This window comes from Paraflavitalea sp. (assembly GCF_059502485.1).
The window spans coordinates 355,530-377,663 of record NZ_JCACET010000004.1; the positions used below are offsets into that span (position 1 = coordinate 355,530).

21 protein-coding genes are annotated in these 22,134 nt (G+C 47.0%); 10 read left to right on the plus strand and 11 right to left on the minus strand.

The annotated features are described in order from the left end of the window. Window positions 1–119: 119 nt before the first annotated feature. Window positions 120–1,292 (plus strand): serine hydrolase domain-containing protein, encoded by a 1,173-nt coding sequence (locus tag AC5JBY_RS01495; protein ID WP_495902765.1) that lies wholly within the window; start codon window positions 120–122, stop codon window positions 1,290–1,292. Between the two features lie 5 nt (window positions 1,293–1,297). Here AC5JBY_RS01495 and AC5JBY_RS01500 read toward each other — a convergent pair whose 3' ends face one another. From AC5JBY_RS01500 to AC5JBY_RS01510, 3 genes are all read right to left on the minus strand, one after another. Further along, entirely contained in the window at window positions 1,298–1,906 is a 609-nt protein-coding gene (locus AC5JBY_RS01500; RefSeq protein WP_495902766.1) for a DinB family protein, read from the minus strand. Between the two features lie 147 nt (window positions 1,907–2,053). Further along, window positions 2,054–2,755 carry a hypothetical protein gene (locus AC5JBY_RS01505; protein ID WP_495902767.1) on the minus strand — a complete coding sequence of 234 codons (702 nt, stop codon included), beginning with the start codon at window positions 2,753–2,755 and terminating at the stop codon, window positions 2,054–2,056. A gap of 110 nt (window positions 2,756–2,865) precedes the next feature. Further along, window positions 2,866–3,453, minus strand: coding sequence for a Crp/Fnr family transcriptional regulator (locus AC5JBY_RS01510; protein WP_495902768.1), 588 nt, complete (start codon window positions 3,451–3,453; stop codon window positions 2,866–2,868). A 136-nt stretch (window positions 3,454–3,589) separates the two neighbouring features. Here AC5JBY_RS01510 and dinB point away from each other — a divergent pair, with 136 nt between their 5' ends. The 4 genes from dinB (at window position 3,590) to AC5JBY_RS01530 (ending at window position 8,652) form a co-directional block, all read left to right on the plus strand. Next, window positions 3,590–4,732 carry a DNA polymerase IV gene (dinB, locus tag AC5JBY_RS01515; protein ID WP_495902769.1) on the plus strand — a complete coding sequence of 381 codons (1,143 nt, stop codon included), beginning with the start codon at window positions 3,590–3,592 and terminating at the stop codon, window positions 4,730–4,732. A 222-nt stretch (window positions 4,733–4,954) separates the two neighbouring features. Beyond that, window positions 4,955–5,596, plus strand: coding sequence for a peroxiredoxin (locus AC5JBY_RS01520; protein WP_495902770.1), 642 nt, complete (start codon window positions 4,955–4,957; stop codon window positions 5,594–5,596). A gap of 105 nt (window positions 5,597–5,701) precedes the next feature. After that, complete coding sequence (locus AC5JBY_RS01525; RefSeq protein ID WP_495902771.1) at window positions 5,702–7,012, plus strand: metal-dependent hydrolase family protein; 1,311 nt, start codon at window positions 5,702–5,704, stop codon at window positions 7,010–7,012. 131 nt (window positions 7,013–7,143) lie between these two features. After that, window positions 7,144–8,652, plus strand: coding sequence for a glycosyltransferase family protein (locus AC5JBY_RS01530; RefSeq protein ID WP_495902772.1), 1,509 nt, complete (start codon window positions 7,144–7,146; stop codon window positions 8,650–8,652). Window positions 8,653–8,705: 53 nt separating this feature from the next. Here AC5JBY_RS01530 and AC5JBY_RS01535 read toward each other — a convergent pair whose 3' ends face one another. From AC5JBY_RS01535 to AC5JBY_RS01550, 4 genes are all read right to left on the minus strand, one after another. Then, window positions 8,706–9,425, minus strand: a complete 720-nt coding sequence (locus AC5JBY_RS01535) for an RluA family pseudouridine synthase (RefSeq protein ID WP_495902773.1) — start codon at window positions 9,423–9,425, stop codon at window positions 8,706–8,708. A gap of 2 nt (window positions 9,426–9,427) precedes the next feature. Continuing rightward, the gene (locus tag AC5JBY_RS01540; RefSeq protein ID WP_495902774.1) at window positions 9,428–10,861 is read right to left on the minus strand and encodes a pseudouridine synthase; all 1,434 of its coding nucleotides are present in this window, start codon (window positions 10,859–10,861) and stop codon (window positions 9,428–9,430) included. 91 nt (window positions 10,862–10,952) lie between these two features. Then, the gene (gene rlmN / locus AC5JBY_RS01545; protein ID WP_495902775.1) at window positions 10,953–12,008 is read right to left on the minus strand and encodes a dual-specificity RNA methyltransferase RlmN; all 1,056 of its coding nucleotides are present in this window, start codon (window positions 12,006–12,008) and stop codon (window positions 10,953–10,955) included. A 31-nt stretch (window positions 12,009–12,039) separates the two neighbouring features. Then, window positions 12,040–13,440: an amidohydrolase family protein gene (locus AC5JBY_RS01550; protein WP_495902776.1), complete on the minus strand. Its 1,401-nt coding sequence runs from the start codon at window positions 13,438–13,440 to the stop codon at window positions 12,040–12,042. A 132-nt stretch (window positions 13,441–13,572) separates the two neighbouring features. Between AC5JBY_RS01550 and AC5JBY_RS01555 the strand changes: the two genes are divergently transcribed. From AC5JBY_RS01555 to AC5JBY_RS01575, 5 genes are all read left to right on the plus strand, one after another. After that, on the plus strand, window positions 13,573–14,775 hold the full coding sequence (locus tag AC5JBY_RS01555; protein ID WP_495902777.1) for a thiolase family protein: 1,203 nt from the start codon (window positions 13,573–13,575) through the stop codon (window positions 14,773–14,775). A gap of 61 nt (window positions 14,776–14,836) precedes the next feature. After that, window positions 14,837–15,412: a hypothetical protein gene (locus AC5JBY_RS01560; RefSeq protein ID WP_495902778.1), complete on the plus strand. Its 576-nt coding sequence runs from the start codon at window positions 14,837–14,839 to the stop codon at window positions 15,410–15,412. Then, window positions 15,409–15,882 carry a DinB family protein gene (locus AC5JBY_RS01565; RefSeq protein ID WP_495902779.1) on the plus strand — a complete coding sequence of 158 codons (474 nt, stop codon included), beginning with the start codon at window positions 15,409–15,411 and terminating at the stop codon, window positions 15,880–15,882. Before AC5JBY_RS01560 ends, AC5JBY_RS01565 begins: the two co-directional genes overlap by 4 nt. Window positions 15,883–15,939: 57 nt before the next feature. After that, on the plus strand, window positions 15,940–16,266 hold the full coding sequence (locus AC5JBY_RS01570; protein WP_495902780.1) for a hypothetical protein: 327 nt from the start codon (window positions 15,940–15,942) through the stop codon (window positions 16,264–16,266). Window positions 16,267–16,337: 71 nt separating this feature from the next. Next, a complete protein-coding gene (locus AC5JBY_RS01575) occupies window positions 16,338–17,018 on the plus strand; it encodes a hypothetical protein (RefSeq protein WP_495902781.1) in 681 nt (226 codons plus the stop codon). A 25-nt stretch (window positions 17,019–17,043) separates the two neighbouring features. Here AC5JBY_RS01575 and AC5JBY_RS01580 read toward each other — a convergent pair whose 3' ends face one another. The 4 genes from AC5JBY_RS01580 to hisS form a co-directional block, all read right to left on the minus strand. Then, the gene (locus AC5JBY_RS01580) at window positions 17,044–18,240 is read right to left on the minus strand and encodes an FtsX-like permease family protein (protein ID WP_495902782.1); all 1,197 of its coding nucleotides are present in this window, start codon (window positions 18,238–18,240) and stop codon (window positions 17,044–17,046) included. 24 nt (window positions 18,241–18,264) lie between these two features. Further along, entirely contained in the window at window positions 18,265–18,906 is a 642-nt protein-coding gene (locus AC5JBY_RS01585) for an ATP-binding cassette domain-containing protein (RefSeq protein WP_495902783.1), read from the minus strand. 101 nt (window positions 18,907–19,007) lie between these two features. Then, window positions 19,008–20,624 carry a DUF4836 family protein gene (locus AC5JBY_RS01590; protein WP_495902784.1) on the minus strand — a complete coding sequence of 539 codons (1,617 nt, stop codon included), beginning with the start codon at window positions 20,622–20,624 and terminating at the stop codon, window positions 19,008–19,010. Between the two features lie 109 nt (window positions 20,625–20,733). Beyond that, entirely contained in the window at window positions 20,734–22,131 is a 1,398-nt protein-coding gene (gene hisS / locus AC5JBY_RS01595) for a histidine--tRNA ligase (protein ID WP_495902785.1), read from the minus strand. Between the last annotated feature and the right edge of the window lie 3 nt (window positions 22,132–22,134).

Here is a 22,134-nt window from a genome sequence, read left to right on the forward strand (position 1 = left end):
CCATACAGCAACTGTTCATAAACGAACACCTTGCTGCAATACAACACATAAACTATTCAAGATCAATGCTGCACAAATATGGCACGCTTTTTAACCAATGATGAGCAAAAGAAAATAAGATGAAATCGATAATTGTATTCCTGCTTTGTGTTGCCATTACCACTACTGGTTTTGCACCAGAACGGGAAGATATACCCATGCTGGATGGACGAACCAAAACAAGCAGCGAACAATTAAGTAAAAGATTACAGGCTATAGCGAAAGCTGAAAACGTCACTGGTCTTTCAGTGGTGGTGGTGAAAAACCGTGTGATCATCTATCAAAAATACTTTGGTGTAAAGAACGCAGCTACCAATGAGCCCTTCACTGATAATACGGTGTCATATGCAGCCTCACTTACTAAACCTATGTTCTCCTATCTCTTTCTGAAGTTGGTAGATAAAGGCATGTTTGAATTGGACAAACCAGTATATACGTACCTGAAGAATCCCATCGGGTCTTATGAAAAATGGAAAGACCTGGGTAAAGAACCTGAATTCAAAAACATCACAGCCCGCATGCTGTTGAGCCATAGCTCAGGCTTGCCCGTATTGCGTTATTTCGTAGGCGATAGCAATACCCTTACACTGATCAGCAAACCCGGAAAGGCTATGTATTATTCCAATGAAGGCATGAACCTCCTGGGGGCTATCGTGGAAGAGCGTACCGGTAAAGACTTGCAGACCCTGTTCAAAGAATACATCTACGAACCACTGGGCATGAAACACACAGCCATGGTATGGCAGAAAGAATATGAAGGCGACTATGCAGTAGGTCACGATAAAAATGGCAAAGTGATCGGCGCAGAGAAGCGTAGCAGCGCAAGAGCTGCCGGCTCCATGGTAACCACTGCAGCTGATTACAGTTTATTTGTAGCTGATGTATTAGGCAAAAAGGGGCTTTCCGAAAAGCTGTATAACGAGATGCTTACACCGCAGATCAAGGTGACCAGCAAGCGTGGTTTCGGTCCACTGCGCGATAGCATGACCACCCCCGGTGAGTTCAGCAATATGCAATTGTCATGGGGCCTTGGGTGGGGGCTGTTTAAAACCCCGCACGGCAAGGCATTTTTTCATGGCGGACACTCAGAAGGATGGCAGAATTACTGCGTGAACTATCCTGATAAAGGCATTTCCATTGTACTGTTGAGCAATAGCGACAACTTTGAATTGGCAGCAGGTAAAATATTAGCCACAACTATCGGAGACTCTTGGTCACCCCTGAAGTGGATGGGGTATTTCGATCAACACTAAAAATACTATTGCACTGCAACGCCGGAAGAAGGGAAAGTATAGCCATGATTACCTCGTACGGCTTGCAGTGTATTAGACACCTGCACAAAGTGACGCTGGTGATGCGCAATCAGAAAGCGGAAAGTATCACCCAGTTTTATTTTGATGAACTTCGCAATAGAGATGGGTATCTTGATCTTATTGAGATCGGAAGTGCGGGCCTGCTGCAATAACTCCAGCAACAACTTTTCCTGATTCATAAATTCATTCAATACGGTAAAGCTGTCTACATGCGGAGAAGGACGATGATTTTTGGGCGCATTCATCTTGTTGGGAATCCGGCCATCTTCCTTCGGTAGCATGGATTTCACAAAATAATCACCCAGCCATCCCGGTTTAAAAGACGCATTGGCAGGGTAGGTAGATTGCTGTAGACCCTGTTGCATCAACGGTAGATAATAACGACCATAAGAATTGAGGTGTTCCGCTATCTGCGCCACACTCCATTTGCCAGCGGCAGGTTGCTGTGTCAATACACCCGGGTCTTCCTGCAACAGGTAATGCAAGGTGAGAATGATCTGTTTGGTATCTGCTTCCAGCTGATCCAGCAACTGGTTACTTTGCATCTGTTTCATTGTTTCCTGTTTTGATACCACAAAGCTACCGGCCTCCAATTTCAAAAATCTTGGCGTACACCATGATTTTTGAAACCTGCTGGGCGTTCAAGGTGACACCTTTTCAAAACTTGTCCCGCTCTGCGGGAAGGTGTTACCTTGAACGCGTTATTTGAACCAGTTTACTTCACGTTTAATCCCGATCCCCACTGTATAAAATCCTCCATTCGAATGCTGCGTAGCTTTTACAGCAGCTCCATTTTCAGGAACATAGCCAATCTGCTGAGCCATTATTTTGTTAATGCCACCGTAGAAATTAGTACTGAGGCTGAGCAGAGTTTTAGGCCAAAGCCGGATATCGATTCCTATACCCACCTGAACCAAAGAAAATACCTGCGAAGGATAAGTCGTAGTATACATATACCGGATATTCGTAGCACCAACTTTATAGTCGGCACTATCCAGCAAACCGCCTTGCCCTTCATCGGTAACACCAAACGTAAAGCCTACTATCGGACAAATGGCCAATGCACCTTTGAACAGTGGTAGCCGTCCACCCACGCGCAGCGGCACCAAATAACCTGTCCGGTCAGTACCACTGGAACCATAATTATCATCGAACGCCACCCCCAATTTATAAGCCCTTGTATAGATGCCTCCTTCCAGGAACAGATTCTTCGATAAGGTGTGGCGTATCGTAGCGCCCAATAGTGCGCTGCTGATCTCCGGATGCGTCACCCGGCCACCAGGATCACTGATCTTGAAAAAATCAGCCGAAACGGCCACCTCAGCACCGATATAGGTGGTTGACTGCGCCAGACAGCCAACACTCAGTAAGAATGAACAGCAAAAAGTAAAGATCCGGACCATGCGGTATAGTTTATGAGGTCAATGCTACCAAACAAGCCCGGCAGGGAAATCTTAAATTGGTTGAATTGTGTGTTTGGTCGTATGAACGTATCTAATCACGGTGTCAACCGTCACTCAATCCGCACACTTGCCATCAGTTTGCTGAACGTACTGGCATCGATACCCATGTAAGAAGCGAGGTATTTGTGCGGTATCAGCTGTAATACATGCGGACTGCGCTTAAGCAGGATGCGGAACTTCTCTTCGGCACTGTAACTCAACAATTCGATCTGCCGTTCCAGCAACCCCATCATCACCCAGGAAATGGACATGCGTACCCAGCGTTCGATGTTGTGGTGTTTATCCATCAGTTGCTGTACCTGCTGGTAAGTGGTGCGCAGCATCTTGCTGGTAGTAAGCGTTTCGAGGAAATAGCGGGAAGGCTGTTGTGTGAGAAAGGAATCCACAACGCCCGAGAAAGAAGGTGCATAGCTGAAGACTACCGTAGCCTCGGGGTGACGGTCATCTACATAAAAAGCCCGCTGTACCCCTTCCGTCACAAAGTACAGGTAGCGCTCTGTTTCCCCGGCTGTGGTAAGAATAGTCTTGCGTTTGTATTGTACAGGCTGCCAAATGGCCGCAAAATCGTCCCATTCTGCTTCCGACAGCGGATGTAACGCAAAGATCTGCTTCCGTAACAGTGCCAGTTCCTGCTCCATATGGTAAAAATAGTCAAAAGCTAATAGTCGTTAGCGCTTAAAAACGAATGCTTTCCCCTATCAACTTTTCAACATGTTAACTTTCCAACTACTTCAACTTATCAACCTCTCAACTGTTACCTAACTTTACACCCACATGTCCACCCAGCGCATCATAGCACATTTCGACCTCGATGCATTCTTCGTATCTGTAGAGTGCCTCAACAACCCTTCCCTGAAGGGAAAGCCGCTGTTGGTGGGTGGCCGGGAGAGGGGCGTGGTAGCCGCCTGTAGCTATGAAGCCCGTAAATACGGCATTCATTCGGCCATGCCGATGAAAACAGCGCTGCGGCTTTGTCCGCATGCGATTGTGACCAACAACAGCCGCGGCGATTACAGCAAATATTCCCGCATCGTTACCAATATCATTGCCGAGAAGGCGCCGTTGTTTGAGAAGGCTTCCATCGACGAGTTCTACCTCGACCTTACCGGGATGGATAAATACTTCCAGCCCTTTCAGTGGACCATCGACCTGCGGCAGGAGATCATCGACAAAACAGGGTTACCTATTTCCTTTGCCCTGGCGGCTAATAAAATGATCGCCAAGATCGCTACCGATGCGGCCAAGCCCAATGGATATTTGCATATTCCGTTCGGGAAAGAAAAAGACTTCCTGGCGCCGCTGACGGTGAATAAGATTCCAGGAGTTGGAAACCATACCTACGATGCACTCAAAACACTGGGCGTTTATACCATCCGTGATCTGAGCGAGCAATTGCCTGAAGTACTGGAGAAGCGATTTGGCAAATACGGCCTTGAGTTGTGGAACAAATCACAGGGCATTCACCACGGCGAAGTGACGCCTTACTACGAGTCCAAGTCCATCTCTACCGAAAATACATTTGAGGAGAATCTGACAGACGTCAACCGCCTGATGACGGAGTTGGTCCATATGACCGAGCGCGTGGCTTATGAGCTGCGGCAGGACAACAAAACGGCCGGCTGCATTGCCGTCAAGATCCGCTATCCCGACTTCGAAACTACCTCCAAACAAACCACCATACCTTACACTTTTTACGACGATGAGTTGATTCCAAAAGCTAAGGAGTTGTTCCACAAGCTCTGGCGCAAAGGACACCCCATACGCCTCATGGGGGTGCGGCTCAGCGAACTGACCGACGAAGCAGTGCAGACCAACCTTTTCACCGATGCGGAGAAAAAGAACGGCCTCTACAAAGCCATCGACGACGTAAAGAATCGCTTCGGGAAGTATGCCATTACCAAGGCTACTGGTAAATAATGCATTGCTTTATAATTAGTTATTATGTGAAATTTGCGGCCTGTTGCCTACAAGTCCGGCACCATTCTGCTTAAATTCCGGCAACATTGCTGCAATCGGAAGTTTTCAGGGACTTAAATGGCAGGATAAGAGAAAATTAACAATTTAGTCTACTTCTTAAGTAGGGAATCAGTATCTTCGTAGCCTTTTCCGGATAATTTTTTTAACCATAAATATCTTTGTATGAGTTTAAGATTGGGAGACATCGCGCCAAATTTCCAGGCGAAAACGACTGCTGGCGATATCGACTTCTACGAATTCCTTGGCGATAGCTGGGGTATCCTCTTCTCTCACCCTGCCGATTTCACCCCCGTGTGTACAACTGAACTGGGTAAAACCGCTTTATTGCAAGGTGAATTCGAAAAACGCAATGTAAAAGTACTGGCTGTTAGTGTTGACACACTCGATCACCACTCCAGCTGGGTTAACGATATAAACGAAACACAAAGCTGTAACGTGGGCTTCCCCATCATCGCCGATACAGATCGCAATGTTGCTACCCTGTACGATATGATCCACCCCAATGCTTCAGCAACAGTAACCGTTCGTTCACTGTTTGTGATCGGACCCGATAAAAAAGTGAAGCTGACTATTACTTACCCTGCTTCTACCGGAAGAAATTTCTATGAAGTATTGCGTGTAATAGAATCACTCCAACTGACTGCTGATTACAGCGTAGCTACTCCTGCCGACTGGAAACATGGTGAAGATGTAATTGTGGTGCCTGCTGTATCTACAGAAGACGCTATCAAGAAATTCCCCAAAGGTGTACAGGTAATTAAGCCTTACCTGCGCTACACGCCCCAGCCCAACCTGGAGAAATAGTGGTTAATTGTAATTTCTGACATCGATATACAACCTTCCCGTTTTTACGGGAAGGTTTTTTGTTTTTAGCCCATTTCAGAATATCTTACTACAAATTAACTGTTCATGAGAAATGCTCTACTCCGCGGGCTGCGCGCACTAAAGCCTGCTATGCTCCTGCTCGTTGCATTCCTTCCCTTGCAGCTATTGGCCCAACGGACCATCCTGCACTGCGGTAAATTGATCGATGTTTCCAAAGGACAGGTATTGACACAATACTCCATCATAGTAGAAGGTAATAAAATAACAGATGTACAAGCCGGTTATACCAAAGCGGCAGGTACCGATAAAGTGATCGACCTGAAAGATAAAACGGTGATGCCGGGCCTCATCGATTGCCACGTACACCTCGAAGATGAAACCAGTCCCAACCAGTATATCCAGAAGTTTACTTTCAACCCCGCTGATTATGCTTACCAGTCGGTAGTGTATGCCGAGCGTACATTACAGATCGGGTTTACTACGGTGCGCGACTTAGGCGGCACGGGTGTAAACATTTCCCTGCGCAATGCTATCAATAAAAGACTGATCAAAGGGCCACGTATAGTTACTGCCGGCAAGTCCATTGCCACTACCGGCGGCCATGCCGATCCTACCAATGGTTACCGCAAAGACCTGATGGGCGATCCTGGGCCTGCTGCCGGCGTAGCCAACGGTCCCGATGAATGCAGGCAGGCAGTGCGCCAGCGCTATAAAGATGGCTCCGACCTGATCAAGATCACCGCTTCCGGTGGTGTATTGAGCGTGGCCAAAAGTGGAGAGAACCCACAGTTTACCGAAGAGGAGATCAAAGCCATTGTATCAACTGCCAAAGATTACGGCTTTAAAGTAGCAGCCCATTGCCATGGTGCAGAAGCCATGAAGCGCGCCGTGAAAGGTGGCGTAAACAGCATTGAGCATGGCACCCACATGGACGATGAGACCATGCAACTCATGAAGCAGTATGGCACCTGGTATGTACCTACCATTACAGCCGGCAAGTCGGTGGCCGACTCGGCAAAGAAGCCCGGCTATTATCCTGATCTCGTTACACCCAAAGCCCTGGCTATCGGACCTAAAATACAATCCACTTTTGGTAAGGCTTACAAGGCAGGCGTAAAGATTGCCTTTGGCACCGATGCGGGCGTGTACATGCATGGAAAGAACTGGATGGAATTTGTATACATGAACGAGGCAGGCATGCCTGTTATGGAGGCCATACAATCAGCCACGGTGTCCGCCGCAGACCTGCTGGGTATGAGCGATGTCATCGGCAGTATTGAAAAAGGCAAGCTGGCCGACATTGTAGCTGTTGACGGCGATCCTACCAAAGATGTACAGGCGATGGGCAAGATGAAGTTTGTAATGAAAGACGGCGTGGTATATAAGAATGAGTAATTTTTCCCACAGGTATACGTGTTAAATAATTGTCATTTCAAATGCAGCGGCGAAGTGAGTAATGACAGATGGTGGCAGGGAGGCAAATCTTGGCTATATTTACCCCTTCTTATTGATTATTATACCATCCCATGTTTACTGACATAAAGCGTATCATTCAAAGCGACCGCCGGCTGCAACTGATTTTAATGGGGGGCATCCTCCTTCAGCTGATTACAGCTATTACAGCTATCGGGTACTCCAGCGCAGACCAGCATTTCCAGATCATCGAATTCTCACTGTTCCAGCAAGGAGTGGATAATGGGGCGAAATACGTATGGGAGATCAACCACTTTGTTAGGCCCACCATCCAGGTATATTTATTTACGGGTTATAATAAACTCTGTAACGCTATTGGCTTTACGGACCCCTATGCCCAGTTGACCGTTCTGCGGGTGATACTGGGCCTGGTGATGTATGCAGTGTTCAACCTGATGGCCTTCCATTACTTTAAGAATGGCCCACGAAAGATATTGGTGTATGTGTTGCTGCTGATGAACTTTACATGGGTACTGCCTTATACGCGTACGCTGTTCTGCTCGGAGATGATGTCGTCTGTAGCATTTTTTGGAACACTGTTGTGGTATGATGTTAAGAAAGATAAACAACCGGGCTTTTTATTCCTGTTGTTGATTGGGTTCTTATTCAGCATAGCATTCTATTTCCGGTTCCAGATCGGGTTTGCCATGGCGGGCATAGGTATCTGGCTGTTATTCTTCGAAAAGAAATACAAGCACCTGCTGCCCATCGCTATTGGCTTTGGAATAGGCTTTGTGCTGAATGTTTACCTGGATTATCTGTTTTATAAAGAGTGGGTGCTGACACCTTACACGTATTTCTATACCAATATCTTCGACAAGCGGGCGGCTGGCTTTGGTGAAAGCAGCTTTGTGCGCTATATCGGACTGATATTGGGAGTAATGCCGGCGCCGTTATTCTGCCTGATATTTTTCTATTACGCGCTCAAATCATCCGTCAAGCTTTACCGCAACCCGATATACCTGGGCACGGTGCTGTTTGTGATCGCCCACTCGATGGTGGGACATAAGGAAGAACGTTTCATATTCCCCATCTTTAATGTGTTGCCGCTGATCATTGGCTGGACATTGCCCGACCTGGAGCATTTTTACCAGAACACCAAACAATGGGTACGGAGTTTCATGAAAGGACTGTTGTGGTTTACGATCGTGCTGAACTGTTTCGCGTTGGTGATGTTTGCGTTTGTTCCCTACGGACAAACGGTCCAGTTCTCTCACCTGTTGACAAAGAAGTTTGACGGGCAACCCGTAACGATCTATTCACTGGGACAGCATCCGTTTGAAACACCGAGTGCGAGCCCCCAGGTGTTCTACAAAAACGGTGCACCGAACATTACCATTAAGAAGTTCAAAGATCCTGATTCGATCAGGGTGATGACACAAAAGGATACCTACTTCGTGAGCACTTATAACGAGATTATTAAACACCAGGCAGTGGTAGATAGCATGGGCTTTAAGCCGGTGATGCATTCTTCCGATTTCTTATGGGGACTGAATGAGTTCCTGCACTCGAAGAAAATGAACTCTATCAATGAGATTTGGGTGTTATACAAGAAGGAGTAATACTTCCTGGATAGGCAGCGTATTACTCCTTCGTCTACTATAGAACACTATAATTACTTGCGCTTTCTCAGTTGCTGCAACAGTGCCCGCATATCTTTTGGTAGCGGAGCCTCTATGTTATAAGCTGTTCCCTGTGCATCGGTAAACTGCAGCCTGGCGGCATGCAGACCAAGCCTGCCAAGGATGGGCTTTTCTTCCTCTTCGCTTTTAGAAAGATTATAGTTGCGTTTGAAAGAAGATACAAGGATGGGTTTGGGATCACCATAAAGCTCATCCACTACGATGGGGTGACCTTCATGCTGCATGTGCACCCGTATCTGGTGCGTACGCCCCGTATGAATGCGAAACTGCATCAGGGAGAATTTTCCAAACTCTTCCAGCACCTCATAATCGGTGATGGATTGCTTTCCACGCTGATGGATCAGCATCACGCCGCGCTTGGTCATATTCTCGGCAATGGGCTCATTGACGGTCTTCTTCTTGATAGGTGGCACGCCATTCACAATACCCTGATAGTATTTCTCTACCGTTCTTTCTTCGAACGCTTTGGAAAGGAACTTGTGCGTTTCCTCATCCCGGGCAAATACGATGATGCCGCTGGTATCGCGGTCGAGGCGGTGCACGGTAAATATCTGGCCATACTTTTCCTGCAGCATTTGCTTCAGGGAAAACTCTTTGCCTTCACGATCGGGGATACTCAACAGGCCCGACGGTTTATTGAGCACAACAAAATGATCATTTTCCAACAATATCTCAGGAGCTATCTTAACCACGGTTAGACATTTTGTTTTTTAGTGTACGAACTATTGAGGTATTTCAGCAGGCGTACTTCCTTCTCGTTGAGGAAACGCCATTTGCCGCGATCTACATTTTTCTTGGTGAGGTTAGCATACATCACACGGTCCAGGTTGCGCACATCATAACCCATGTGTTCAAAGATGCGACGCACGATGCGGTTGCGGCCACTGTGTATCTCGATGCCGATCACGCTCTTGTCCTTGCTGTCGGCATAGGCCAGTGCGTCAGGGGCAATGAACCCGTCTTCGAGGGTAATACCATTCACGATGGTATCGAAATCTTTCTTCACCAACGGCTTGTCCAGCTTTACCTCATAAATCTTCTTCACCATGTAGCTGGGATGCGTTAGCTTTTGCGCCAGCTCGCCATCATTGGTGAGCAGCAACACACCGGTGGTGTTGCGATCGAGGCGGCCAACAGGATATATCCTTTCGGTCGTGGCATTCTTAATAATGTCCAGCACTGTTTTTCTGCCTTGCGGATCTTCAGTAGTAGTGATGAAATCTTTGGGCTTATTGATCAGGATGTACACCATGGTTTGGCGTATCTGTATCACTTTGCCATTCACTTTTACCTCATCCTGCTTGCTCACCTTAAAGCCTGGCTCTGTAATTACTTTGCCATTCACCACTACAATACCTGACTTCACAATATCAGCTGCATCCCTGCGTGAGGTAATGCCGGAGTGTGCAATAAATTTATTGAGAGGAAGAACGTTTGTCGCTGCTTTGCCCGAAGCAGGCTTAGCTGTCTCTTGTGTAGATTTTGTAACAGCCAGCTTAGGCTTGTTGCCGGCAACAGTTGCTTTAGCTGCAGGTGCTTTAGTAAAGGCTGGCTTGTTGGCCGGCGCTTTGGTGAAAGCAGGTTTGCTTTCCGTGCGCTTTTCAAAAGACGGTTTATTGCCTGTTGTTTGCGGTTTGCTTACTGCCGATTGCCGATTGCCGATTACCGGCTTTTTATTGCTTTCCGGCTTCTGACTCTTGTATTCTGGATTCTGAATTCTGGCTTCTGGATTCTGCATCTTCTCCGCCTGCTTCTTCTTCCGTTCCATGTAGCTCATGCGGTTATAGCCCTTGTTCACAAACTTCTTGCCGGTACCCTTTGTACCTCCTTCCCGCATGCTGTCCCTTCCACTTTGCCAGTCGTCGGTATTTTGGTTGTCGGTCGATTTAGGCTTTCTGCTTACTGCACTGGGGAAACCACCCTTGGGTGTTTTAGGAGCTGCGCCGGCAGCATTGGCTGCATTACCTTCACGGAATGCCCTGGCGTCTGCTTTCTTCTTATCAAAATAGGCTTTCGTTTCCTGGCGCACAGCTTTCTTCTCCTGGCGGATGCGTTCTTTCTTTTTTGCGCCTGTCTCTTTTTGCTGGATAAACTTACCGAATGAGGCTGAACCTTTACTCTTGCTCATAAAATTGATTTGCTGTTTTACAACAGTAATGATGAAATATAAATGATTGCTAACCTCTAAAACTAACGCCTAAAGGCTAACAGCTAAAACCTTAATTGATGATGCCTTCCTTATTGGCCAACTGGCCACAGGCAGCATCGATATCCTTACCCCGGCTTCTTCTCAGCCGTGCATTCACACGGTGCTTCTCCAGGTACTCCATAAAAGTGTTGGTCACCTTTTCATCCGGCTTGCGGAAGGTGGCCATATCGATAGGATTGTACTCTATGATATTTACTAAGTCGGCTGGTACCTGCCTGTATATCTTGATCAATTCATCGGCATCCTTGAGGCTGTCGTTGAAATTGTTGAACAGGATATATTCAAACGTGATCTCGTTCTCTGTCTTCTTATAAAAATAATTCAGCGACTCGATCAATGCCTCCAGGTTGTTGCTCTCATTGATAGGCATGATCTCATTACGCTTTTTATCATTGGCAGCGTGTAACGACAGCGCCAGCTTGAACCGCACATTGTCATCACCCAGTTGCTTGATCTGCTTGGCTACGCCAGCAGTAGAAACTGTGATACGGCGGGGGCTCATCCCCAATCCATCCGGTGAGGTGATGCGTTCGATCGACTTCAGCACATTACGATAGTTCAATAAAGGCTCACCCATACCCATGAACACAATATTCGTCAGCTTCTTTTCATACACACGTTCACTTTGCTGGTTGATCAACACCACTTCGTCGTAGATCTCGTCAAAATCAAGGTTCCGTTTACGTTCCATGTAACCCGTAGCACAGAACTTGCAGCTCAGGGAGCAGCCGATCTGTGAGGAAACGCAAGCCGTTTTACGATCGTCAGTGGGTATCAGTACACCTTCTACCAGGTGGCCGTCATGCGTTTTGAAACGCGACTTAACAGTGCCATCGGCAGAGTATTGAGTAGCATCTACAGTAAGTGCAGGAAGTGAGAAATTATCGGCGAGTTTGGCACGTAGCTCCTTGCTCAGGTTGGTCATGGCATCAAAGGATTGAGCCTGCTTCAGCCATAACCATTCATACACCTGTTTGGCGCGGAACTTCTTTTCCCCCAGTGTTTCAAAATAACTATTCAATTCATCCGGCGTGAGGTGCCGGATATTTTTCTTCGCCGTTTTCATCGCTGCAAAGGTACTTTAACCGGCCGACAATTTAGTTACCGGCCAGTTTACGGGCTTTTTGGAGCAGCGCGTCCACCCCTGAAGGGCCTATAAAACGCCCTTTTAGGATCACGGCCCCGATGTTCCGGGTATTGCCAATGTTCTCTAAAGGATTGGCTTTCAATATCAATAGGTCGGCATACTTGCCCGCAGCAACCGTTCCGTGCTCCTTTTCAATGCCGAAGTACAGGGCCGGGTTCAGGGTGGCCGTCCGGAGCGCCTGGGCGGGTGTAAGGCCACATTCCGTGAAAATCTGCAGTTCCTCATGGATCGAGAAGCCGGGATAGCAATACGGGTTGGGAATGTCTGTACCGGCCAGCAAAGGGATGCCGGCTTCGTTCAGCGCCCGGATAATCTTCTTATCCAGCTCGTAAATTCTCCGCAGCCGGTCGAAATACAAGGCATCCGCATTTTTAAACCGGAAATCCTTGGTAGGGTCCCACATGTTTTTGATCATAAGCGGCAGGTATACCGCGCGAGGATCGTTGGCAAAAGAAGAATCATTCATGATGGCAATGCCCCGGTTTACCGTCATGGTAGGGCAGAACCAGGTGCCCAGTTTCTTCAATTCTTTGATGGCTGCCGCCAGCTTTTTTTCACTGAAGGTGCGCAGCAACATTTCAGTCTTGGAGCCGGGCGCATTGTAGTTACTGTCTTTAATAACCCCTTGTATCAACTGATAATAATAATCGCTGCTATCCGAAGCTATTTCTTTGAAACCATCCATGTGCTCCATACATTTCTGGCCTGCGCGGGCAGCTTCCAGCAAAGAGACTTTGTTGGGTACGTGACCGGCCACTACCATCCCTTGCTTTTTAGCCTGGTCCATAACGGTATAGTACACATCCCTTTCCAGCAATGAGTACACTTTAATGAAATCTACTTTCAGCTGGTTCTTGAGCGAGTCTACTACCACCCGCGCCCTGGCAGTATCGCCTATGGCCGCACTGCCAGTCCAGATCGGTTTAGGACCATCCACGATGGGGCCGGCATAAAAACCACGTGGTGTAAGTTCTCCGGCGGTATTACCCTTCTGCCGCCAACCATTAATAAAGAAAGGCGACTCGAACATACCCCGGATGCCGGTAATGCCATTGGCAATAAAGAGGGAGAAGAAATAATCGGGCGCCCACACATGCGTGTGCATGTCCCACAGACCGGGAGTTAAGTATTGCCCGGTGCCATCTGCCACGCTATCCGCAGGCGTAGGTTTGAAAGTGCTGGCTTTGCTGATGGATGTAATGCGATCGCCGGTGATGACCACCGTCTGACCGGAAAGGACCTTGCCTTTCTCTACATCTACCACATTAATATTTTGGAGAATAAGTCGCTTTTGTTGGGCAAAGCTGCCCGTTGCAATGAACAGGACCAGGATAAAGGTTGTTTTTCTCATGGCTTGTTTTGGTTACCGCACAATTTAACTATAAACAGTTTGTATTTAAGCTAAAAGCTAACACTTAACGGCTAATGCCTGAAAACTAATGCCTGTTAGCTTATATTTGCCCCTCAATCCCAATAAAGCTATATGAGCAAAGTATATGTAATCGATGCTGTTCGTACCCCTATAGGAAAGTATGGTGGTGTATTGAGCACCATTCGTCCCGACGATCTGCTGGCCCACGTGATCAAATCGTTGTTACAACGCAATACCAGTATTGATATTAATGCCATTGAAGATGTGATTGCCGGCGATGCCAACCAGGCTGGTGAAGACAATCGCAACGTGGCGCGTATGGCCGCCCTGCTGGCTGGCCTGCCGGTAACGGTGCCCGGTAATACGGTTAACCGTCTGTGCGCTTCGGGCTTGCAGGCCATCATGGATGCTGCACGTGCCATTATGTGTGATGAAGGCGAGCTTTACATTGCTGGTGGCGTAGAGAGCATGACCCGTGCTCCGTTTGTAATGGCCAAGGCTGGTACTGGCTGGAGCAGGACCAACGAAATGCATGACAGTACCATTGGCTGGCGCTTTGTAAATAAAAAACTCACCGATCAATACCATCCCTATTCCATGGGCGAAACGGCCGAGAATGTAGCTAAGAAATGGAACATAGGCCGCCAGGAACAGGATGAGTTTGCTTTGCAAAGCCAGGAGAAATATTTTGCCGCACAAAGCAAAGGCATCTGGAAAGCGGAGATCAGTGGTGTGGAGATATTGGGCGGTAAGAACGAGAGCGAGAAGATATACCTTGAAACAGATGAGCCGCCCCGCAAAACTTCTATGGAGAAACTGGCTTCTCTGCGGCCTGCATTTATAAAAGATGGTTCTGTTACGGCCGGCAACTCTTCCGGTATCAATGATGGCGCTGCCGCTTTGTTGCTGGCCAGTGAAGCCGCTGTAAAAAAATACAACCTGCAGCCGATGGCTACTATCCGCTCGATGGCTGTTGCCGGTGTTGATCCTGCTATCATGGGCATCGGACCTGTGCCTGCTTCCCGCAAAGCTTTGCAGCGCGCTGGCATCACTGCCAAAGACCTTGACCTCATCGAGCTCAACGAAGCCTTTGCTTCCCAATCTATCGCCTGTATGCGCGATCTCGAACTGGATGCCACTAAAATAAATGTGAATGGAGGCTCCATTGCTATTGGTCACCCACTGGGTTGCAGCGGCGCGCGTATATCGGCTACCTTATTGCATGAAATGAAACGCCGCGGTGCGAAGCGTGGCCTGGCCACCATGTGTGTAGGCGTAGGGCAGGGCGCTGCCATTGTATACGAGAGGCTATGATAGTTGACGGGTTTTGAGTATTTTGTTGGTGGGTAATGATTACCTACTTAACTCCAAACCTATGCAGGAACATACACTTTCTACGGTATTTTATAAATACAAACGCTTTGCGGCTGCCAAAATGATCCTGTATGTGATTGCTGCAATTGGCTTTATCATTGGCGGAAGTGGTAATATTTACATGATCCTGGTGGGAGTAGCCATATTGGTGGGGGTTCCTTTATGGAGTGCGATCAATCAAAGATCTTTTTTCAGTCTGCGGGCCTGGGATGATAGAAAGCTAATCGTTACGCCCGGTTACATTCAGATAGGTGCCGATAAATATGAGTTTGAAAATATCCAATCCATAGCAATATACCTCGGAGGGTATTACGGATTCAGTTTTGGAAGGTCCTCTCAAAGCGGAAGCCGTGGTTATGGTAGCGTAAACGGCGATGATAATGTGCTGGCGTTCCGGTATCAGGGCAAAACACAGAGCTACGAGTTTTTCCTGCGTGATTTCGACAGCTATGTGGCCATTTGCCACATCATCGACGCCTGGAAAAAGAGTGGCAAATCTTTTGTACTGAAAGAACAGTTTTCACGTGATTATATTCGTGACCAGGTACGTACGCATCCAATAAATTCGCAATCATGACTATCGAACAGGTGATCATCGACTTAACCGCCCATATCAACAATATTCCGGCGCGTATCCAGGAGATACCTACAGAGGAACTGCTGGCAAAGCCAATACCTGGCAAGTGGTCGAAAAAGGAGATACTGGGCCACTTGATCGATTCTGGGATCAACAACCTCAAGCGGTTTGTAGACGTACAAAGTCAACCACAACCATATACGATACTGCGGTATATGCAGGATAGTTTAGTAGCCATCAATCGCTATCAGGATTTACCACTCGACCACATGCTGCATTTGTGGAAATCAATCAACCAACAGATCGTATACGTCATCAGCAGCGTCCCTGCTGAGAAACTTCCTTATACGGTGATCACCCCTGCCGGTGACTCCAAAACACTCGAATGGCTGATCATCGATTACATCGAACACATGGACCACCACTGGCGGCAGGTATTCGGTGAGCCTTCTGGTACTGTTGTAGTGTGATTTTATTTAATATATCGTGTGGAATCATTATCTTGCAGATAATTGCAAAATATCATAATGCAACACAGGCCTATACATACTACTTCATCAACTGCCGGGATCGATGCACAGGCTAAAGCGCTTATTGAACAGTTCGAAACAACGCTGTCCAATAGCCTCAAAGAAGATGTATTTGCCAGTACTTATAGTTCCATTGATGACATCCTTATCCGTAAATTTCACTTATCAGACATCGACAGGATGGATTTCCCTGACTTCTCCCATAAAACAGAGTTCATTCCCAAAGGAGTTCGCGGTAACATTCAAAAAGCAGAAGGAAAGATCCTAACGTACAAAGAGGCAGATGATATAGTAGACATGGGCCTGAATGAGGAAATGCCTTAATCCATTAAGTATCAGACAGAATAATTATAACTAAAGCCTGTAATAGCAGGTTTTATTGTTAACGAACTGCTATGCCATTGAACGAACAAAAAGTACAGGAAAGCATCTATGCTTTTCTAAAAGAAACATTGGATATTTTTAACCTCATTAAGAAATATTCAATTCTCATCGAAGAAAAACTACCAGATCATAAAGCGCCGGTTCATGCTGCCAATGAATTGAAAAGTCTTGTCTTTCATTTGTATAACACCATCTCCTTTCCGGAACATGTCGAGATTAATATATTGGAAGCTAAAGAACATCTATGCAGGGCGTTTTATGATTTGCATTGTATTACAATCTCTCTCTTTATAGAAGAAATAAAAGATAAAATTAGTTGCTATAAGATAACTACGGTTGCTAATGCTTTTCCGGAATACGGAAGTATAATACGGCCTGCCATCAGAAATATCCAGGAACAGTTGAGGGACATCAGAACAAACAGAAATACAGACACTACTTTATTAAATGTCGACATTGATACGTTCTCAGAGCAAGTGAGAACTATGGCAAGGTTTGATGATATTGTTGAAAGTATGAAACCGGTGCTCAATAGGTATGATGAAGAAAAGGAAGAGGAGGAAAGAAGGAGAGAAGAAAAAGACAAACGTAAAAGACATAAGGATAAGATATGGGATATTGCCAAAATAGTAATAGGTGCAGCCATAGGAGCTGTTATCACTTGGTTGATCAAAAGCAATAAATCGTCCTAATCCTTACAATCATCTAAGCCATAGCTCACACCATCTTATACAGCAACTTCCTCACCATCCTGTAATTAGTAACCAGCGAAAGGAATATCAGGAATACCGCCACTACAAACACACTCCAGTGAAGAGGCGTAGAAAGCTCATCCCTGTCGAACATAGCGAAGTGGTGGAAAGCCCACTGCATGAGTTGCGTAGCTGCCAGCGCAAAGAATACAACGAGGATATACACAGGAATAAAACGGCGCGACACATTTTTACTGAGCCAGTTGGGCGAATAGCCGAGCACCAGCAGCAATTGCAGGTTGTCCTTACTGCGTGCAATCATCAGTTGCAGGTAAAAAGAGAAAAGCATAAGTGCCAATACTACGACCAGCAAACCAAAAATGCCCAACCCGCTGAATATACCCTGCAACACTTGCTTCACGCGGCCAAACTTCGTCTTGTCCTTATTTACCTTATAATTCTTCTGCTGCAGGAAATTGAGAAAGTCAGGGTTGTTGGCATCCTTTGTTTTGATGTATAGTCGGGAGGCCCTTACGTCTTTGGTGGTGCCAAAGCGGTTGTTGGCCCAGTCTAAGAAAGTCTTTGGTACAATGATGGAGTTGATGCGATCACTCAGGGCCACTACCTGTCCGCGATAAGTTTCACGGGTGCCATCGGGGTGATAGCAGATTAATTGTAAGCCCAGCTGCGTGGCGGTAGCTTCGGATATCTGCGGCAGTCCATAACCCGGCGCAAACACATTGTAGATCTCCAGGAAGTCAGACGAAATGATAATAGGGATCACATTATCACCAGGCTGCCATTTGAAGTTGGCAGGTACGGTATCGATGAAGCTGTCATCAAGCGACTCCACAAAGAAATCACTCACGAAAGGAATGAGTGAGCCGCCGCTGATCTGGAAACGGAAGTTATTAGCCAGCAAGGGCGATACACCTTCCACAAAAGGCTTTGACTCCAGCTCCTTCATATCATCCACCGTAAAGAGGTTTTTTTCCAGCTGTCCCATCGTTTCATTGGTGATGGTCTTAGAGATGGAAATGAAGTCGTACCCATCTTTACGGGGCGAATCGCCACCCAGCAATTGCTGGATGTTGATGTACATCTGGATAGAGCAAAGCAACAAAAGCACGCCAATGCCCAGGCCTACGTAAGAGAACCAGCGGGAGGCAGCGTTGGTGCCTGTTTGCAATAATGGCCTGATGGGTTGGAAGGATAATGCCACAGCTAAATATTTTTTACAGTTTGCTTATAAGTGATACAACCGTGTCCAGGGAAAAAAATCGATGCGTTCCAGGTCGGCAAACAGGATGCCTGCGTTGCGCGCCTTCGCTTCTTCCAGCATCAGCTCCATGGCTTTCTTCGAGTTGTTGTCATCGAGGTGACTGAAAGGTTCATCGAGCAACAGGTAATCGAATGGCTGCAGCAAGGCGCGTATAATGGCCACGCGCTGTTGTTCGCCATAAGAACAGATACGGCTCTTTACCGATAGCTTGCTGCCGATACCCAACCGCTCGGCCATTTCAGTGATCTTCTCCGGTGGATGGAAAGGGTTCAGCTGACGCTTTAGCTCCAGGTTCTCCCGCACAGTTTGTTCGGGAAACAGGCGCAGGTCCTGGAATACGATGCTGATATGATCTTTCCTATACCGGGCAAAATCTTCTACCGTAAACTGGTTGATGTTGGCATCGCCATACAGGATATTCCCATTGTATTCTTTGCGCATACCATATAGGAAATGGGTAAGCGAGGATTTGCCGCTTCCGGAGGGAGCTACGATCTTGATGTATTCGCCTTTGCCAAACACCAGCTGCTTTCCCCATACTTCCGATTGCTGGCGCCGGCTCTCGTCAAAGTAAACCGGCAATACATCCTGGAGAGTAATAGTCATGGTTAAAAATAAACGATCTGTAATAATTATACCAGCCTGCAGGGTTATCTTAATAAAAAAAGGCAGGGGGTGAGCCCTGCCTGATATAAAAAGAAAAAATATTAGAAACCTTTTTTCTTGGTTGCAGCCAGTCTGTCGGCATACTGATTCAGTTGCTTCAAACTGTTGGTGCTTTTATCTACCAGGTTGATCTCAAACTGGCTGGTCATAGCGCCATCGTTGAGTTCGCCACCAGTAGCCAGCACATCTTCCCACATCTTTATAGATTCTCCCAGTAACACTTTCGCAGTGCTGTCGGAAGAAGCTGCTTCAGAAGTTTTCAGGATCTTCTGCAGGTCTACATACATGCCAAAAGGATGGCCGGAGATCTTGCTGATGAAAGGCTGTTTGTTGTTGGCGCCGCCTGCCAGGAATTTATTCACCTGATCTTCTGCGTTACCGGCAGCAAACCATTTGTCGTTGAGTGAATAGCTGATCTTAGGCATACCACCACCTTCGGGCATATCACCCATCTTGGCTTTTATGATACCCACCATCTTGTCGAATGCAGGTTTGTCGTTGATAGAAACGGCAAACAGTACTTTTACATCGGGTGTTGTTTTATTGTAGGTATAAGGCTGGCCACCTTCTTCGTAGCTGGGCATAGTCACCTGCTCACTCTTGATGTTGAAATCGCTAACCGCTACGATCATATCGCCTTTATTGGCTTTCACGAATTCATCTACACTATAACCAACTTCACCCAGGAAACCATTGGCCATACCATCCAGACCACCGAGTTTCAGGAACTCTTTCAATCCTTCGGGAGGATAGTTCCAGGCGAAAACACCGGTGATGTTATCTGAAGGGATACGTGCCAGGGCATCGGCATCCAGGTTCTTCATTTTGTATTTCTTGATCAGGCTGGCTACTTCGTCATTGTAATAACCCTTTGCTTTTACAAGGATCTTACCATTGTCGAAGCTCAGTGTCATGGCAGTCACATTACCCTTGGTAATGTCGCTGATCTTCATGGTAGACAGCATGCCACCAAACATATCGCCACCGTATATGTTTTCTGCGCTAAACCAGATGTGTACGTCACCAGCTTCTTTCAGTAATGAGCTGAATCTGCTGTCGCTGGTCAGGCTGGCGTCTCCTTTCAGGTCATACAGCCCTTTGGCAAATTTTACGAGGCTATCAGTTGTGATAGGGGCAGCTTGCGAAGCTCCGTCGTCTGAAAAGCTTCTGGAGTTATCCATCTCCGCATCAAATACGTAAATGAAGCGGCCATCTTTCCAGGTAGCGATACCGTTATCCTTTAATTTCAGGATGTTCAGATCGCCATCTTTTGAAGCGGACGCAGTAGGCTGCATCTTTTTGTTGAAAGATTCGAAAGCAGCTGCATCTTTCAAGCCACCTTCAAAAACAGCATAACCATGTTTGGCCTGGCGTTTTACGAAGAAAACCAGATCAGTCTCTGTATTGATACCTGAGTTCTCAGGATTATCCAACAGTTTTTTCGCGAGAGAATCATTTGCTTCGGTATATGCTTCCTTGAACCAGTTTGTTTGCTGAATTTCTTTCCAGCTTAATTTAGAAGATAATGAAGCGGTGTTAATTTGAAGTACGACGGCTGCATCTTTCGGAACGGCAATAGCTGCTTTATCAGCGGTACCGCAGGAAACGACCAACACCAACGTAACGGCCAACAGACCTAATAATGAAGTACGTTGCATAAAGGGTTTTTATTTATCAGTCTCAAATAAACAAAATTGTTACGGGATTTGCCAGCTTTAATGAGCCAATACCACAAAATAACCAGTCAAGTGGGTAAAAACGACTGTGTTAAGTGTTAAATACAGATTTTAGCTCATTCCAGGTTACTTCTCGCTGCTCCCCTTTGGTCAGGTCTTTTACGACACATATCTGGGCTTCCAGCTCTTTACTGCCGATAATGACGGCAAAGGGTATACTCTTTTTATCCGCGTATTTGAATTGCTTGTCGAATTTGGCTTGCTCATGATACAGCTCACAACGGATACCGGCATTGCGCAGCGACTGCATAAGGCCAAAAGCTGCTTTGCTTTCTGCCTCGCCCAGGTTGAAGAACAACGCTTGCGTGCCGGTTTGTACTTCGGCAGGGAACAACTTCAGTTCTTCCAGCACATCATAGATCCTGTCCACACCAAAGGAGATACCCACACCCGGAATATTGGGCACGCCAAACAGGCCCGTCAGGTCATCATAACGGCCACCACCACCAATGCTGCCCATTTGCACGCCATTGGCCTTTATTTCGAAGATGATGCCGGTATAATAGTTCAGGCCACGGGCAAGCGTAAGGTCGATAGCGAGCCCGGAGCCGGGTGTGTTGAGCCGGGCGTCTGGTGTGTTGACCAGTTCCCCGAAATGATGCATCACAAATTCCAGTTCTTCGATGCCTTTGGCGCCTGTGGGCAGGCTGCCGGTCAGTTCTTTCAGCTTGTTCAGCTTTTCGGCATTGCTGCCATCGATAGCAAGATATTGAGCAATGATGGCGATCTGTTGTTCATCGAGCCCCCGGGTGGCCAGTTCTTCCTTCACTTTGTCGAGCCCGATCTTGTCCAGCTTGTCGATGGCTACGGTAATATCCACCAGTTTGTCGCTGCCGCCACAGGCTTCTGCCAGGGCTGCTAGCACTTTGCGGCTGTTGATCTTGATCTCTACGCTCAGTCCCAGTTTATTGAACACCTGCCAGTAAATAGCTGCCAGCTCCACTTCGTTCAACAGGCTGTTGCTGCCTACCACGTCTGCATCGCATTGGTAAAATTCGCGGTAGCGGCCACGGGCAGGGCGGTCGGCTCTCCAAACTGGCTGAATCTGGTATCGCTTGAAGGGAAAAGTTAATTGCCCATGGTTCATCGCCACATAGCGGGCAAAAGGTATCGTCAGATCGTATTTGAGAGCTCTTTCTGTAAGCTCCTTTACATTTTTCCCTTCCAATACTTTTTCAAAAGCAGCCTGGGCCTCTGCATGCTTAGCTGGGTTGTCGAGACCATTATTGAGGATCTTAAAAATTAATTTATTGCCCTCTTCGCCATACTTGCCCATCAGTGTATCGAGGTTCTCCATGGCGGGTGTTTCCAATGGCTGAAAGCCATACAGCTCAAACACAGTACGGATGGTATTGAAAATATATTGTCTTTTGCGAACTACTTCCGGTCCGAAATCTCTTGTTCCCTGCGGTAATGATGGTTTGCTCATCGC

Bases quoted from the DNA above. Each gene is read 5' to 3' on its own strand.
- AC5JBY_RS01555 (WP_495902777.1), top strand. From the start codon at position 13,573: ATGAGCAAAGTATATGTAATCGATGCTGTTCGTACCCCTATAGGAAAG.
- rlmN (WP_495902775.1), bottom strand. From the start codon at position 12,008: ATGAAAACGGCGAAGAAAAATATCCGGCACCTCACGCCGGATGAATTG.
- AC5JBY_RS01495 (WP_495902765.1), top strand. From the start codon at position 120: ATGAAATCGATAATTGTATTCCTGCTTTGTGTTGCCATTACCACTACT.
- hisS (WP_495902785.1), bottom strand. From the start codon at position 22,131: ATGAGCAAACCATCATTACCGCAGGGAACAAGAGATTTCGGACCGGAA.
- AC5JBY_RS01505 (WP_495902767.1), bottom strand. From the start codon at position 2,755: ATGGTCCGGATCTTTACTTTTTGCTGTTCATTCTTACTGAGTGTTGGC.
- AC5JBY_RS01525 (WP_495902771.1), top strand. From the start codon at position 5,702: ATGAGAAATGCTCTACTCCGCGGGCTGCGCGCACTAAAGCCTGCTATG.
- AC5JBY_RS01500 (WP_495902766.1), bottom strand. From the start codon at position 1,906: ATGAAACAGATGCAAAGTAACCAGTTGCTGGATCAGCTGGAAGCAGAT.
- AC5JBY_RS01560 (WP_495902778.1), top strand. From the start codon at position 14,837: ATGCAGGAACATACACTTTCTACGGTATTTTATAAATACAAACGCTTT.
- AC5JBY_RS01575 (WP_495902781.1), top strand. From the start codon at position 16,338: ATGCCATTGAACGAACAAAAAGTACAGGAAAGCATCTATGCTTTTCTA.
- AC5JBY_RS01530 (WP_495902772.1), top strand. From the start codon at position 7,144: ATGTTTACTGACATAAAGCGTATCATTCAAAGCGACCGCCGGCTGCAA.
- AC5JBY_RS01550 (WP_495902776.1), bottom strand. From the start codon at position 13,440: ATGAGAAAAACAACCTTTATCCTGGTCCTGTTCATTGCAACGGGCAGC.
- AC5JBY_RS01570 (WP_495902780.1), top strand. From the start codon at position 15,940: ATGCAACACAGGCCTATACATACTACTTCATCAACTGCCGGGATCGAT.
- dinB (WP_495902769.1), top strand. From the start codon at position 3,590: ATGTCCACCCAGCGCATCATAGCACATTTCGACCTCGATGCATTCTTC.
- AC5JBY_RS01590 (WP_495902784.1), bottom strand. From the start codon at position 20,624: ATGCAACGTACTTCATTATTAGGTCTGTTGGCCGTTACGTTGGTGTTG.
- AC5JBY_RS01585 (WP_495902783.1), bottom strand. From the start codon at position 18,906: ATGACTATTACTCTCCAGGATGTATTGCCGGTTTACTTTGACGAGAGC.
- AC5JBY_RS01510 (WP_495902768.1), bottom strand. From the start codon at position 3,453: ATGGAGCAGGAACTGGCACTGTTACGGAAGCAGATCTTTGCGTTACAT.
- AC5JBY_RS01565 (WP_495902779.1), top strand. From the start codon at position 15,409: ATGACTATCGAACAGGTGATCATCGACTTAACCGCCCATATCAACAAT.
- AC5JBY_RS01540 (WP_495902774.1), bottom strand. From the start codon at position 10,861: ATGAGCAAGAGTAAAGGTTCAGCCTCATTCGGTAAGTTTATCCAGCAA.
- AC5JBY_RS01520 (WP_495902770.1), top strand. From the start codon at position 4,955: ATGAGTTTAAGATTGGGAGACATCGCGCCAAATTTCCAGGCGAAAACG.